The organism is Floridaenema flaviceps BLCC-F50 (assembly GCF_041929275.2).
GTDB lineage: Bacteria > Cyanobacteriota > Cyanobacteriia > Cyanobacteriales > Aerosakkonemataceae > Floridanema > Floridanema flaviceps.
The window spans coordinates 223769-237332 of the sequence record NZ_JBHFNR020000003.1 but is presented as its reverse complement, the minus strand read 5'-3'; the positions used below and the strand labels follow the sequence as shown (position 1 = coordinate 237332).

Sequence of the window (13564 nt, the reverse complement as noted above, 5' to 3'; positions counted from 1 at the left end):
GGTTATTTCAGATTGATGACATCTCTACCAAAAATTACACGCCGCCAAATGCGTTTCTGTAGTGGGTTTTTAGCCGGAATTTTCACCACTGGCTTAGTTAGTCAGAATTTGGGAATTCAACCAACAGAGGCTCAAAGCCTAATACCTTGTCAATTATCAGCTGAAACGATTAAGCAAAAAGAAAGCCTACGACAGACGGCTTTAGCAGGGAATCAAGATGCACAAAGACGTTACAAAGACTTAATTTCTAAACAAGCAAAACAATTAAAAGAGTGTCGGGAGCAAAATTGGCCCCGCAATCAAGCGATTTGGCTACGTTTGTACCCTTGTGATTTGCGACCAGGTTCTTTAGATTACATTATGGATCGCATTGTCAATAAAGGTTACAACCAAGTTTATGTAGAAGTCTTTTACGACGCACAAGTATTATTACCTCAAGCAGATAACCCGACTCCTTGGCAATCTGTTGTCCAACTGCCAGGATCAGAAAAAGCTGATTTGTTGGCACAAGCAATTCAAAAAGGTAGAGAAAGAGGATTAAAGGTTTATGCTTGGCTATTTTCGATGAATTTCGGCTATGCTTATGCTCAACGGTCCGATCGCAGACAAGTAATGGCGAGGAATGGTCGAAATCAAACTAGTTTGGATGTAGTAAATGACACTAGCCTAGACACTGATTTAACCAAGGGTGATGCTACTAAGGCTTTTGTCGATCCTTATAATTTACAAGCTCGACAGGATTACAATCGGCTAGTTCAGGCAATACTCAAACGTAAACCTGATGGAATGCTGTTTGATTATATTCGTTATCCCAGAGGTATGGGAGAAGCTTCTGTAGCAACAAAGGTGCAAGATTTGTGGATTTATGGTGATGCTGCTCAACAAGTTTTGTTGCAAAGAGCGCTAAACTCTAAAGGTTTGGAATTAATTCGCAGGTTTTTAAGTAAGGGATTTGTCAATAGTGGTGATATTGCTCAAATCGATGAACTTTATCCCCAAGAAGCGGAACCAATGTGGCAAGGACGCATTGCCGATTTAAGTAAAGATATCCTGCCTCCTGCTCAACGTCAACCTTATTTACAAACTGAACTTTGGCAATTAAGTGTAGCTCATGCTGCCCAAGGTGTGATAGACTTCCTCTCGGCAGCAGTTGAACCCGTGCAACGATTAGGTTTACCTTCTGGTGCGGTATTTTTCCCAGGTGGAAATAAAGCTGTTGGTCAAGGTTATGATTCGCGGGTACAACCTTGGGACAGGTTTCCCACTAATATTGAATGGCATCCGATGATTTATGCAGATTGTGGGACTACTGGCTGTATTTTGGAAGAGTTGCAAAGGGTAATCAATCTAGCTCCTTATAGTACTGATATTCGACCTGCGATCGCCGGAAATTGGGGTCAATCTTTTGGTAATCGTCCCTCATTAGAAGTGCAAATGCAAGCAATTCGCCAAATCGCACCCCAAATTAATACTGTGAGTCATTTCGCTTATTCTTGGCAAGAACCGGAGAGCGATCGAGAAAGAAAGTTCTGTAAAATGCAGTAGTTATTAGTTGAGAAAGTCTTTGTTAATCATGATTAGCAAAGGCTTTTTTTAACCACAGATGAAAGCAGATAAGTAGGTAGATCTATATAAAGTGAAACTCTCGTCGGGCTCTCCTGCCCACCCCACAATATTTTCAGCTTTCTTGTGGGGTGGGCAGGAGAGCCCGCCCCATTGATAGATAACTATTTTCACTTTATTTATTTGCACCTACTTAATAATACAAATAAGTTTTAGTTGGGATGCAACTCTAATAAACTCTTTCTTTCTTGTTTCTTCTTTCTTCCTTCGCGTCCTACCCTTCGGGAAGCATTTCGCCTAATGCGTCCTTTGCGGTTCAAAAAAATTACTTTTGAAACTCCGCCATTAACCAAGAACAAACTTGACTTTGATTCACCTGACGACTACGCCGCAAAGCTTCTTCTAAAACAGCAATTTCTAAACCTGTTAACACTTGAGATTGAGTAATTCTTCTACTTCCACCATCTGCGATCGCAAAAGCAATTATCCGCACATTCTGAACATCAACAATCCAATATTCTTTAACCTGCAAATCCTCATAAAGTAACCTTTTCCCTCCCATATCATCAGCTAAAGAAGTATTCGCAACTTCAATTACTAAATCTGGCGGTGGATAGGTTTCTAAATTAATCACAGAAGTTCCCCAAGGAACAATATCTGCATTTTCCCCAATGTAATAAGAAGCATCAGGTTGGCATTCTTGAATACCTGGTTTTCTGTAACTACAGGTATTTCTCCCATTCATGGCAATATGTTTGACCATACCATATAAACTAACCGCTACAATTACAATTGTGTGGTCTAATGAGTGGTCATTACTAATAGGAACCATTTCAATCCTCAACTGTCCATTGTGATAGTAAAACTTGGCTTTTTGAAACTCAGGTTCGTCAATTAATTGCTGAAATTCTTCCCAATTTACTGTTATCCAGGTATTAGTTTGAAACTTAGTTAATAAGCTAGTCATGGCTTGATTTTCCTTGGTTATTTATCATTAGCCATTTGCTGACTTAACAACAAATGACTAATGATTTTGCTGGTTTTACACTACGAAATTTACCAATTTTCCAGGTACTACAATTACCTTTTTCGGTTCCTTTCCTTCCTCAAGATAACGCTTAGCAGCATCAGATTCACGGGCATATTTTTCTAATTCCTGTTTATCTAAGTTAGCAGGTGCTCCAATTGTGCCGCGAGTTTTGCCATTGATTTGAATTACCAAGGTAATTTCATCAACTTCTAAAGCTGATTCATCAAGTTTAGGCCAAGTTTGTTTATGGACAGATTCTTTATTGCCAATTATCTGCCATAATTCTTCGGCAATGTGAGGGGCGAAAGGTGCCAAAAGCAAGATTAAAGTTTCGATTCCTTCGGTATAAACTGCGGAATTTTTACAAGTCGAATCTTTGAGTGCGTTACTCAATTTCATCATTTCAGAAACCGCAGTATTTAATTGATAATCTCCGTTTAAATCTTTGGAAATTTCATCAATTGCAGTATGAATGGCGCGACGTAAATCTTTTTCTGCTTTGCTTAATTCGCCTTTTTGGGTTTTTGCAGGTGTAGTTTCACTATACTCTGTCACTAAAGACCAAACACGATTTAAAAAGCGGAATTGTCCTTCAACGTCTGCATCATCCCATTCCAAATCTTTTTCCGGTGGTGCTTTGAAAAGGATAAACATTCGGGCGGTATCTGCACCATATTTGTTAATTACATCTTCTGGCGCTACGCCGTTATATTTGGATTTAGACATGGTTTGATAGGAGATTTCTAAAGGTTCTCCTGTTTCTGGATCTTTTGGATCGTTCGGATTAACTAAAGCAGAAGGAATGTATTTAGCATTTCCTGATTTTTTGGGATTTGTATATGTTAATCCCTGTACCATGCCTTGTGTTAATAGGCGGTTGAAGGGTTCGTCGAAGTTGAGGAGTTTGCGATCGCGCAACACCTTAGTAAAAAAGCGAGAATAAAGTAAGTGTAAAATTGCGTGTTCAATTCCACCCACATATTGATCGACTGCCATCCAATCATTTGTTTTCGCAGAATCAAACACCTGTTTCTCATTTTTCGCATCAGTAAAGCGCAAATAATACCACGATGAATCGATAAAAGTATCCATCGTATCGGTTTCTCTTTTCGCCGCAGTTCCACAACTCGGACATGACACATTTACCCATTCTCCTAATTGTGCCAAAGGCGAAGGGCCACGACCACTAAATTCGACGTTTTCTGGCAAAACTACGGGCAATTCTGCTTCTGGAACTGGTACAATTCCACAATTCGGACAGTGAATTACTGGAATTGGCGCACCCCAATAACGTTGACGCGAAATTAACCAATCTCTTAACCGATATTGGATTCTCGCTTTGCCAAAACCTTGCTTTTCTGCAAAGTCAATAATTGCCTGTTTTCCTTCAGTAGAATTCATCCCATTAAACTCACCGGAATTAATCATTATTCCCGGTTCTGTGTATGCTTCAGTGATTTGTTCTTCGGCACTTTCTGCTGGAGTAATTACTACTTTGATTGGCAACTTTTGTTCTTTGGCAAATTTGAAATCTCGGACATCATGGGCGGGTACACCCATTACCGCACCTGTGCCATATTCATACAATACGTAATCCGCAATCCAAATGGGGATTTCTTCACCTGTAAAGGGATTAATTGCTTTTCCGCCTGTGGGAATTCCTCGTTTTGGTTTATCTTCCGCAGTGCGTTCTAATTCGGTTTGACTGGCAACTTCTTTGATGAAGCTTTCAACTTTTTCTTTGTTGTCTGATGTGGTGACTTTTGGTGTTAATGGATGTTCTGGTGCAAGTACTACATAACTAACACCATAAACAGTATCTGGACGAGTGGTAAATACACCAATTTTCTCATCCATTCCCACAATCGGAAATTCTAAATAAGCACCAACAGATTTACCAATCCAGTTCGCCTGCATTGATTTTACTCTGTCAGGCCAACCTGTCAATTTATCTAAATCTTGCAGTAATTGTTCGGCATAGTCGGTAATTTTGAGGAACCATTGGCGCAATTTTTTCTTTTCTACTATTGCGCCGGAACGCCAAGAACGTCCTTCGCTGTCAACTTGTTCGTTTGCCAAAACTGTTTGATCGATTGGGTCCCAGTTAACTGCGGCTTCTTTTTGATATGCTAATCCAGCTTGGAAAAATTGTAAGAATATCCACTGTGTCCATTTATAGTAGTCGGGGGAACAGGTGGCGAGTTCGCAATCCCAATCGTAAGATAACCCAAGGCGTTTTAATTCCGATCGCATTTGGGCAATATTACTATAAGTCCATTTCGCCGGATGAATCCCTTTTTTAATCGCGGCGTTCTCCGCTGGAAGTCCAAAAGCATCCCATCCCATCGGATGTAGTACGCGATAACCCTGCATCCGATATACTCTGGCAATCACATCCGTTATTGTATAGTTACGGACGTGCCCCATGTGCAGGTTGCCCGATGGATAGGGAAACATGGATAATGCGTAAAATTTGGGTTTGTCTTTCTCTGTGGGGGTTTTGTCTAAACCTTGTTCAGCCCAAGTTTTCTGCCATTTTTCCTCTATTGCTGTCGGGTTATATCGAGATTCCACTTTAATTCTCCTAACTGCATTTATTTGGCGTATCGCGTCTGCCTCAATATTTTGACATATCCGCTTATATTACAATTGTAATACTTAGCGATCGTGATATAGATTAAACAGGTATCAAGCCATCAGAGGAAGAGATAATGAACCTTCCACTCATCGATCTGTATAATACTGACTTTTACGCTTGGACTCAAAAACAAGTTCAGTTGTTGCGTCAGCGTGATATAGACAATCTGGATATTGAGAATTTAATTGAGGAAATAGAATCTTTAGGTAGACAGGAAAAAAGAGAATTAGTAAATCGGTTAAAAATTCTCATTGGACACTTATTAAAGTGGCAATATCAACCTACTCATCGATCGAGAAGTTGGATTAGGACAATTCGAGAACAGCGAAATGAAATTAAAAATATAATTCGGGAAAACCCCAGTCTGAAACCTTTTCTCAATGATGCCAAAAATGCAGCTTATTCATCTGGAGTTGACCTAGCTATTGATGAAACAGGAATGTTTATAGATATTTTTCCCAAACTCTGTCCTTACTCATGGGAAGAAATAGAAAATCCGAACTTTTTCCCAGGTGATATTACAGATTCAGACAGAGATTTACTGGCAATCTATGGCATCTCAACTGAATCTTGACCAGAGGCAAATCGAAAATCGAAAATCGAAAATCCAAAATTGAATGATTCAGCAACTAGATTCAGAGTTAGTCAAAGTTTTTGTTTATGGAACTCTCAAACCGGGAGAGTCCAACTATCAATATTATTGTGGTGGTAAAGTAGTTGCAGCCACAAGAGCCACTGTTAAAGGTCAATTGTTTGCTTTACCTCTAGGTTATCCAGCAATGGTTTTAGGTAAAGGTGTAGTTCAAGGTTATTTGCTGACCTTTAATACACCAAATATTCTCCAACATCTCGACCTATTGGAAGGATATAACCCCCAGCGTCCCCCAGAGGAAAATTTTTACGATCGCAAGCAATTAGAAGTTTACAGTCCCGAAGCAGAACCTCTGGGTCTAGCTTGGGCTTATTTTATGACTTTAGAACAAGTTGAACAAATTGGCGGGGTACTAATCCCTTCCGGTTGGTGGACAGGTCATTAAATCTCCCCTTGTCCCCTTGTCCCCTTGTCCCCAGTCCCCAGTCCCCAGTCCCCAGTCCCCAGTGCCTATTTAATCGAGTGTGGGTAAGCTACTGGGGATTTGTGATATTTGTATTCGCTAGCTGATCCTTGAGGAATTTGGATTACTGGTTCGCTTAAGGCGATCGTCAAAGCTTCCGAATCAGGTTTAGTGGGAGAATTAGCGAGTTGGGGCGACCAAGCATTTTGGTTGCCGAAAACTCCTGATACAGCAGCAATTAAAGCAGCTGCAATTGCTGTTCCACCCCAAACTAAAATCGGTTTGCGGCGACGATTTTCTAACTTAGAGAATACTTGATCTACGGTGAGATCTACAGGTTGGGTGGCAGCTGGTACTGGTACACTGCGTAATCGTTGACGCAGATTAAGTAATCTTTTATATAAGCATTGGCTCTGGGGGTCGGTTGCTAACCAGTCTTCTACTTGTTTGCGTTCTGTGGCACTCACCTCTCCATCCAGGTAGGCGCTAAGTAGTTCAAAGCGATCGCGCTTTTCCATATCACGAGCGCCGAAACAGGGATCTGGCGAATCCCCAAAGGAATTCTTTTGGTGTTTTTGGGATTCAAACTCAGGAGTCATATCAAATCCTTCTGTAACAGGAGGGTAACGAAACCCTTTGGCGAGTAATCGCTAGTCTACTATGGATCATAAAACACTCTCTAGGGCTATGAACCCATTTTTATGAAGCCATTTTGAAGTTTTACTAACTATCTAAATAATTTTGTAATTGGGACTGAAGTCTTTGTCGCGCTCTAGCGATGCGCGATTTCACCGTTCCCAGAGAAACTCCGGTAATTTCGGCAATTTCTTCATAAGCCATGCCTTCTATTTCGCGCAAAACTATGGTAATGCGAAAAACGTCTGGTAAATCTGCGATCGCTCTATGCAATTGCTCATAAAACTCAGTAGTACTTAATTTTTCTACTGGGCCGGGATTATCCGCCGCAATTTCCCAATCCATTTCGCCATCATCGAGCATTCTCGGTGCATCTAATGACAAAGGTTGGTTAACGCGCTTGCGTTTCCGTAATTCGTCATAAAACAAGTTAGTCGCAATGCGACTGAGCCAACCTTGGAATTTTACAGGCTCATTGAGGCGCTTAATATTGCGATAAACGCGAATCCAGACTTCTTGGGCTAAATCTGCTCTATCCTGCCAATCTGGAGCCAGATGATATAAAATCTTCTCCACATGGGGCTGATATCGGCGCAACAATTCGGCGAATGCCTCACGTTGCGGTCGATGACCAGTTTGGCAGCGCAAAACCAAATCGTAATTAGAGAGCTTTTCTACAGGCTGCACTTGCGTTTGAGGAATCATGACCTCAGCGCTAGACCAGGATACAGGAATTGATTGACTCATGGACAGATACAGATTAATAACGTCCTATTCCGAAAGACGATACTGCTGTATGAGAAGTTCCTGCACTTACCATGATATTTGTCTAATTTTGATCCGATCCAGATTCTTTGTCTGATTTTGGTTCAAAGGTAGGGGCGTAAGCTTGTAATAAAGAACTTACCTGCTGTACCACATCAGTTTTGGAAGCTTTACCGAGTAATATTCGGGAGGGGTCTATTTCTGGTTTATCAATGTTTCGCGCAATAGCTTCTCGAACTTGTTGAGCAATAAATTCTTGCAGTTCCTCCTTCGCCCGCTTCCGTTGATAGGTAGCGCCTTCTTCGGTGGTAGCGTAGAGGGGAGGTAATCGGTTTAAGGCATAAGCTGCTATATCACCCACATCTAATACTTGGTTACTGTTAGCTTCAATTTCTGCTACGCGAGCGATCGCTTCTGTGAGCACCAACTCTTCCATCACATTAATAAACTGTTTGCGCGGCACTGCCACCACTTCCCCAGTTAATAGCGAACCCATTAGTCGGTCTAGCGCCATATACTCTTCAATGGAAAGCTCCGAGGCAGTATCGCAGATTCTTGCCACTTCCGCTTCCATTGCTGGTGTCAGATAACCATCTTGTAAGGCTTGTTCAACTATTTTCTCAATACTCATAAATTTCTCTATGGCTCCCCAAGGCACTTTTGCTAGACGAGCTTATTTTTTCTCAATATTGCCTCACCCTAAACTAACACTCAACCGCACTTCAGAAAGTTGGTTTTTCTGACCGATTAAGTAAACAATTGAGTATTTCCTGATTTAAAGCCAGGATTTTCATCTTTACTACATTTTGGTTCTAGTTCCGGGAATTAATCAAGTGTTTCCCTCACAAATTTAGTTTTATTCCATAGTTTGAGCCAACCAAGGTGCGGGATCAATTGATTTGCCATTAACATACAAACCCCAGTGTAGGTGAGGGCCTGTGGAAGCGCCAGTGGAACCGATCGCACCAATAAGTTGACCTGCTTGCACAAAATCTCCTTCTTGAACGTTAATTCGGCTCAAGTGGAGAAATACACTCGTTACCCCTTGACCGTGATCGATACCAACCGTATTACCATGCAACCGGAAACCTTCGGAGAGTTTGCCCACCAAAGCTACTCTACCTGGTGCTGGGGCGACTACAGGCGAACCTTGAGCGCCAGCAAAATCTAAACCGCGATGGTAGTAGTCTTTGGCGAAAACGCCGTTATAGTAACGACGCACTCCATATACAGTGCTTCGCCTAGCGCGACTGGGTGGGATAAACGGGCCAGTCCAATATTTTTCTGGGGTGGCTAGTTGGCGAAACGCTGCTACTCGGTTTAATTCATGTTGGGTAGGTTCGAGTCCACCGCTGCTAGTGGTAGCAATGCGAATGCGTTGGGTGGGGAAAGTGCGCGAGCCTACATTCACCGAAAGATTTTCTACCTGTCCATCCACCTGCACTTGAAGAAGGCGAATTCCCGGTCTTTCCAGTGGCGTTGTCGGCAAAAATGCCCGATAAGTATTCGTATTTATCGGAAACATCGGATAACTCTTATCATCCATCCTTAACGTAGGTTTTGCCCCTTGTTTCGATGCGTCCTGAATGATTACTGAAATGGTATCCCCTAACCTGGGACTAGCTGGCGACACCTGCACCCTTTGAGCAATTACAGGTGCAGCTAAAAATAAAATCGTCGTAGTCAGGATAAATAAGGCAGAAGGAATTCTCTTAAATTTGTTTAATAGTTGCACTACAGAGACTTTCTTGGGTGAGGTTGTACAGCGCCTCAATAGAGTTGTGGTCGATCGCGAAATCCGCAATTTCCAGTCCAAAATTGTTCTTTGCCAATTACTCATGATGAGTTTTAGTACACTTCAACCTCATTACAATACCATCTCTCCTTTGCTCCCCTGTACTCCTCTGCCTTTTCTCAAATTGTCTTCCCCTATACGGGCAAAAGTTTGTATTCTAAGTTCATATACCTTAATACTTTTTTCAGAAAACTTGTGCAAGAAGACTTTAGGCTAATTGTTGATTTAGTATTAGTTCTCAGTGCGGCTGCGTTTGGAGGGCTGTTAGCCGCAATACTACGACAGCCTGTGTTGCTGGGCTATTTGTTGGGCGGAATGGTTGTTGGGCCAGCCGGACTAGGATTAATTAAAGAAGTAATTCAAGTAGAGACACTGGCTCAATTTGGTGTAGCTTTCCTCCTGTTTGCCTTGGGAGTTGAGTTCTCATTTGCGGAACTCAGGAAAGTACAGAAAATTGCTCTGGGAGGTGGGGGGCTACAAATAATCCTGACAATTTTAGTTACGGTTGTAGTCTGCGGAATTACTGGCGCTTGGGCTACTTTACCAGCCAAAGGTGTGTTTTTAGGGGCAATTCTTTCCCTTTCTTCCACTGCGGTAGTTTTAAAATGCTTGATGGAACGGAACGAAACCGAAACTCCTCACGGTCAAGTAATGTTAGGAATTTTGGTAGTTCAAGATTTAGCATTGGGGTTGATGTTAGCAGTTTTGCCTGCCCTTGACCAACCACCGGAAGCAATTGGAAAAGCTGTATTATTTGCTTTGTTAAGAATTGGCTTGTTTGCTGCGGGTGCAGTTGCGGTTGGGATTTGGTTAATTCCACCTTTGCTGCGATTTTTGGCGCGTACTGAAAGCCAAGAATTATTCTTACTGGGTGTAGTGGCTTTATGTTTAGGAATTGCCCTATTTACTGAATCTTTGGGTCTTTCTATTGAAATGGGTGCATTCGTCGCTGGTTTAATGATTTCAGAAGTAGAATATGCTGACCAAACTTTGACTTATGTTGAACCAGTACGAGACATTTTTGCCACACTGTTTTTCGCTTCGATCGGAATGTTAATCGATCCGATTTTCCTCTGGAAGAATCTAGAGTTAATTCTGGGATTGGTGGCGTTAGTATTTTTAGGAAAATTCTTAATTGTTACTCCTTTAGTAAGATTGTTTCGCTATTCTTGGAAAACAGCGGTAATTGCTGGATTGGGATTAGCACAAATTGGGGAGTTTTCTTTTGTTTTAGCTAGTGAAGGTCAGGTTTTAGGTTTAGTTTCTCGACGGGTTTATTTATTAATTTTAGGTACGACTGCGGTAACTTTGGTGTTGACTCCCTTTGTGATGCGGTTAGTACCTCAATTATTTGAAATTCCTTGGTTGAAAAACTTTCTCGATCCTACTGATTTGCCTTTAGATGTTGCGCCGGAATTGCCTTCACAAAATCATGTGGTAATTTGTGGTTATGGCAGAGTGGGACGAAATTTAGTGCAACAGGTGCAGCAACATGGTTATCCGGTAGTTGTCATCGATCAGTCGGAAAGTAAAATTCAACAATTAAGAGAAGCGGGAATTTCTTATGTTTATGGTAATGCTGCAAGTTTGCACGTTTTACAAACTGCTGGAGTAGCGCAAGCAAGGGGAATGGGAATTTGTCTTCCTGATGCAATGAGTACTAGAAATGCTTTGCGCCGATCTTTAGAATTATCCCCAGATTTAGATGTGGTAGTGCGTGCTAATAAGGATAAAGATATCGAATTACTTTATCAATTGGGGGCGAAGGAGGTAGTACAACCAGAGTTTGAGGCTAGCTTAGAATTAGTCAGTCATTTGTTAAATCGCATGGGTATGAGTTTGGCGACTATTCAACAGCAAGCACAGGAAATTCGCAAACATCATTATTTAGAATTACGTCCACAACGATCGGCTTCTGAAGTTTCTCGCGAGTTAGAATTGGCAACGCAAGATATGAATAGTCGCTGGTATTCTTTACCTGCTAATTCTCCTTTGTCGGGAATGAATTTAGCCGAAGCAGATTTACGGAATTTGGCTGGTGTAAGCTTGATGGCAATTCGGCGTGCGACTGGGGAAGAGGTGGATTATCCAGATAATTTTACTACTATTGAGGAAGGCGATCGCTTATTAGTTGTGGGACAAGCTGAGGAGTTAGCCGCTTTGGATGATTTGGCAAAAGGTAAAGCAGCTATTCCAGCAAAAAGTGCGCCTTCTTGTCAATGGATTTTAGTCCCAGAAAATAGTCCTTTTGTGGGTAAAACTTTGGCACATTTAGATATTGAGCGGCAGTATGGAATAAAAGCGAGTGCTCTTCGTCGTGAAGGTAAGTTTATCCGCGATCCAGAAGAGGATATTGCTCTGCAAGTAGGTGATAGAATTTTGCTCTGTGGTGGTTATCATCCACTGAAATTATTACAAGCTTCTCTGATGCCAGAAGAGCAACGATCTATTCCTATTGTTCCAGTAGTTCAAGCCGCAGAAAGTCAAGCTTTGCTCGAATATTTACCAATGGATAATTTGCGAGAACCTTGAATTTTTCAATTTAATTCAGGTTCGTTGTGAGGACTTCAGTCCTTCTATCTAGGAAGGAAACGACTGAAGTCGTTACAACGAACTACGACTGAAGTCGTTACAACGAACTACGTTTTTAATCAAAGGCTTTTAGATAAGCTATTGATTGTCGCCAAACTAAAGTTTGTTGATTACTATCATCGATAATAGCGATGCAATTTTGATCTTGCCAACGTAGTATTCCGCTGAGTACTTCTCCAGTTAACAACTTTAGCTCAACTCGCTTTTGAGCTTTAATAATTGATTGAACTTGCCGTACACTAGGTAAATTAGTATCAAATCCACTAGTCATATCTAATTGAGCGTTGGTGATTAGTCATTGGTTATTGGTCTTATGTCATTGGTGATTAGTCATTGTGGCAAAGTTTATCCAAATGACAAATGACAAATGACAGATGACGAAGGACGAATGACGAAGGACAAATTAACGAAGGACAAAGGTAATTGTAATGGCAATTGAGTTTACTAAGTACCAGGGTTTAGGAAATGATTTCATTTTGATTGATAATCGGGCTTCGTCCCAGCCAATGTTAACACCCCAAGAGGCGATTAAGTGGTGCGATCGCCATTTTGGTATCGGTGCAGATGGGGTAATCTTTGTTTTACCGGGACTCGAAGGCACAGATTACACCATGAGGATTTTTAATTCTGATGGTTCGGAACCGGAAATGTGTGGCAATGGTATCCGCTGTTTAGCTAAGTTTATCGCGGATTTGGAAGGTCGTTCAACTCAATCGCTGCGTTATCGCATTCATACTTTAGGTGGCGTAATGTCGCCCGAATTGCGTCCTGATGGTCAAGTTACAGTAGATATGGGTGTACCCCGACTGTTGGCAAAGGAAATTCCCACGACTTTGACTGCTGCATCAGAAAAGGTGATTAATCAACCTTTGGAAGTGGCAGGAAAGTCTTGGAATGTGACTTGTGTGAGTATGGGTAATCCTCACTGTATTACTTTTGTGGAGGATGTAGCAGCGATTCCTTTGGCAGAAATTGGCCCACAATTTGAGCATCATTCAGTTTTTCCCCAACGCACAAATACGGAATTTATTCAAGTAGTTAACCGAAATTATTTAAAAATGTTGGTTTGGGAAAGAGGTGCTGGGGCAACTATGGCTTGTGGTACTGGTGCTTGTGCGGCTTTGGTGGCTGGGGTGCTTACGGGAAATTGCGATCGCCAAGCTACTGTAGAATTACCCGGTGGCCCATTGGAAATTCAATGGTCAGAGGTAGAACAGCGAGTTTACATGACTGGCCCAGCTGTTAAAGTTTTTACTGGAACTTGGTACTAGGGACTGGGAACTGGGGACTGGGGACTGGGGACTGGGGGACTAGGGGACAAGGGGACTAGGGGACAAGGAGACTAGGGGACAAGGGGACAAGGGGACAAGGGGACAAGGGGACTAGGGGACTAGGGGACAAGGGGACAAGGGGACTAGGGGACAAGGGGAATTTTTACCTTCTGCTCCCCTGCCCCCCTGCTCCCCTGCCCCCCTGCTCCCCTGCCCCCC

At 42.0% G+C, this 13564-nt stretch carries 12 protein-coding genes; 5 read left to right on the top strand and 7 right to left on the bottom strand.

The window, feature by feature from the left end; translation table 11 throughout:
• Positions 1-15 precede the first annotated feature (15 nt).
• Complete coding sequence (locus ACE1CI_RS30140; RefSeq protein WP_413262447.1) at positions 16-1545, top strand: glycoside hydrolase family protein; 1530 nt, start codon at positions 16-18, stop codon at positions 1543-1545.
• A 343-nt stretch (positions 1546-1888) separates the two neighbouring features.
• Here the strand turns inward: ACE1CI_RS30140 and ACE1CI_RS30135 are convergent, their stop codons facing one another.
• Positions 1889-2530 carry a Uma2 family endonuclease gene (locus ACE1CI_RS30135; RefSeq protein ID WP_413262446.1) on the bottom strand — a complete coding sequence of 214 codons (642 nt, stop codon included), beginning with the start codon at positions 2528-2530 and terminating at the stop codon, positions 1889-1891.
• A 75-nt stretch (positions 2531-2605) separates the two neighbouring features.
• Entirely contained in the window at positions 2606-5167 is a 2562-nt protein-coding gene (gene leuS / locus ACE1CI_RS30130; protein ID WP_413262445.1) for a leucine--tRNA ligase, read from the bottom strand.
• A gap of 137 nt (positions 5168-5304) precedes the next feature.
• Between leuS and ACE1CI_RS30125 the strand changes: the two genes are divergently transcribed.
• Together ACE1CI_RS30125 and ACE1CI_RS30120 are read left to right on the top strand one after the other, a co-directional pair.
• A complete protein-coding gene (locus ACE1CI_RS30125; RefSeq protein WP_413262444.1) occupies positions 5305-5805 on the top strand; it encodes a DUF29 domain-containing protein in 501 nt (166 codons plus the stop codon).
• 43 nt (positions 5806-5848) lie between these two features.
• Complete coding sequence (locus ACE1CI_RS30120; protein WP_413262443.1) at positions 5849-6268, top strand: gamma-glutamylcyclotransferase family protein; 420 nt, start codon at positions 5849-5851, stop codon at positions 6266-6268.
• 65 nt (positions 6269-6333) lie between these two features.
• Here ACE1CI_RS30120 and ACE1CI_RS30115 read toward each other — a convergent pair whose 3' ends face one another.
• The 4 genes from ACE1CI_RS30115 to ACE1CI_RS30100 all read right to left on the bottom strand — a co-directional run bounded on the left by ACE1CI_RS30115 (position 6334) and on the right by ACE1CI_RS30100 (position 9527).
• Positions 6334-6885 carry an anti-sigma factor family protein gene (locus tag ACE1CI_RS30115; protein ID WP_413262442.1) on the bottom strand — a complete coding sequence of 184 codons (552 nt, stop codon included), beginning with the start codon at positions 6883-6885 and terminating at the stop codon, positions 6334-6336.
• Positions 6886-7009: 124 nt separating this feature from the next.
• Positions 7010-7669, bottom strand: coding sequence for a sigma-70 family RNA polymerase sigma factor (locus ACE1CI_RS30110; protein WP_413262441.1), 660 nt, complete (start codon positions 7667-7669; stop codon positions 7010-7012).
• Positions 7670-7751: 82 nt separating this feature from the next.
• A complete protein-coding gene (locus tag ACE1CI_RS30105; RefSeq protein WP_413262440.1) occupies positions 7752-8318 on the bottom strand; it encodes a late competence development ComFB family protein in 567 nt (188 codons plus the stop codon).
• 225 nt (positions 8319-8543) lie between these two features.
• Entirely contained in the window at positions 8544-9527 is a 984-nt protein-coding gene (locus tag ACE1CI_RS30100; protein WP_413262439.1) for a M23 family metallopeptidase, read from the bottom strand.
• 150 nt (positions 9528-9677) lie between these two features.
• Between ACE1CI_RS30100 and ACE1CI_RS30095 the strand changes: the two genes are divergently transcribed.
• Entirely contained in the window at positions 9678-12014 is a 2337-nt protein-coding gene (locus ACE1CI_RS30095) for a monovalent cation:proton antiporter family protein (RefSeq protein ID WP_413262438.1), read from the top strand.
• A gap of 115 nt (positions 12015-12129) precedes the next feature.
• On the opposite strand, the gene ACE1CI_RS30090 is transcribed toward ACE1CI_RS30095, so the two are convergent.
• Positions 12130-12345, bottom strand: a complete 216-nt coding sequence (locus ACE1CI_RS30090; RefSeq protein ID WP_413262437.1) for an Hfq-related RNA-binding protein — start codon at positions 12343-12345, stop codon at positions 12130-12132.
• Positions 12346-12502: 157 nt separating this feature from the next.
• Here ACE1CI_RS30090 and dapF point away from each other — a divergent pair, with 157 nt between their 5' ends.
• The gene (gene dapF, locus ACE1CI_RS30085; RefSeq protein ID WP_413262436.1) at positions 12503-13345 is read left to right on the top strand and encodes a diaminopimelate epimerase; all 843 of its coding nucleotides are present in this window, start codon (positions 12503-12505) and stop codon (positions 13343-13345) included.
• Positions 13346-13564 lie beyond the last annotated feature (219 nt).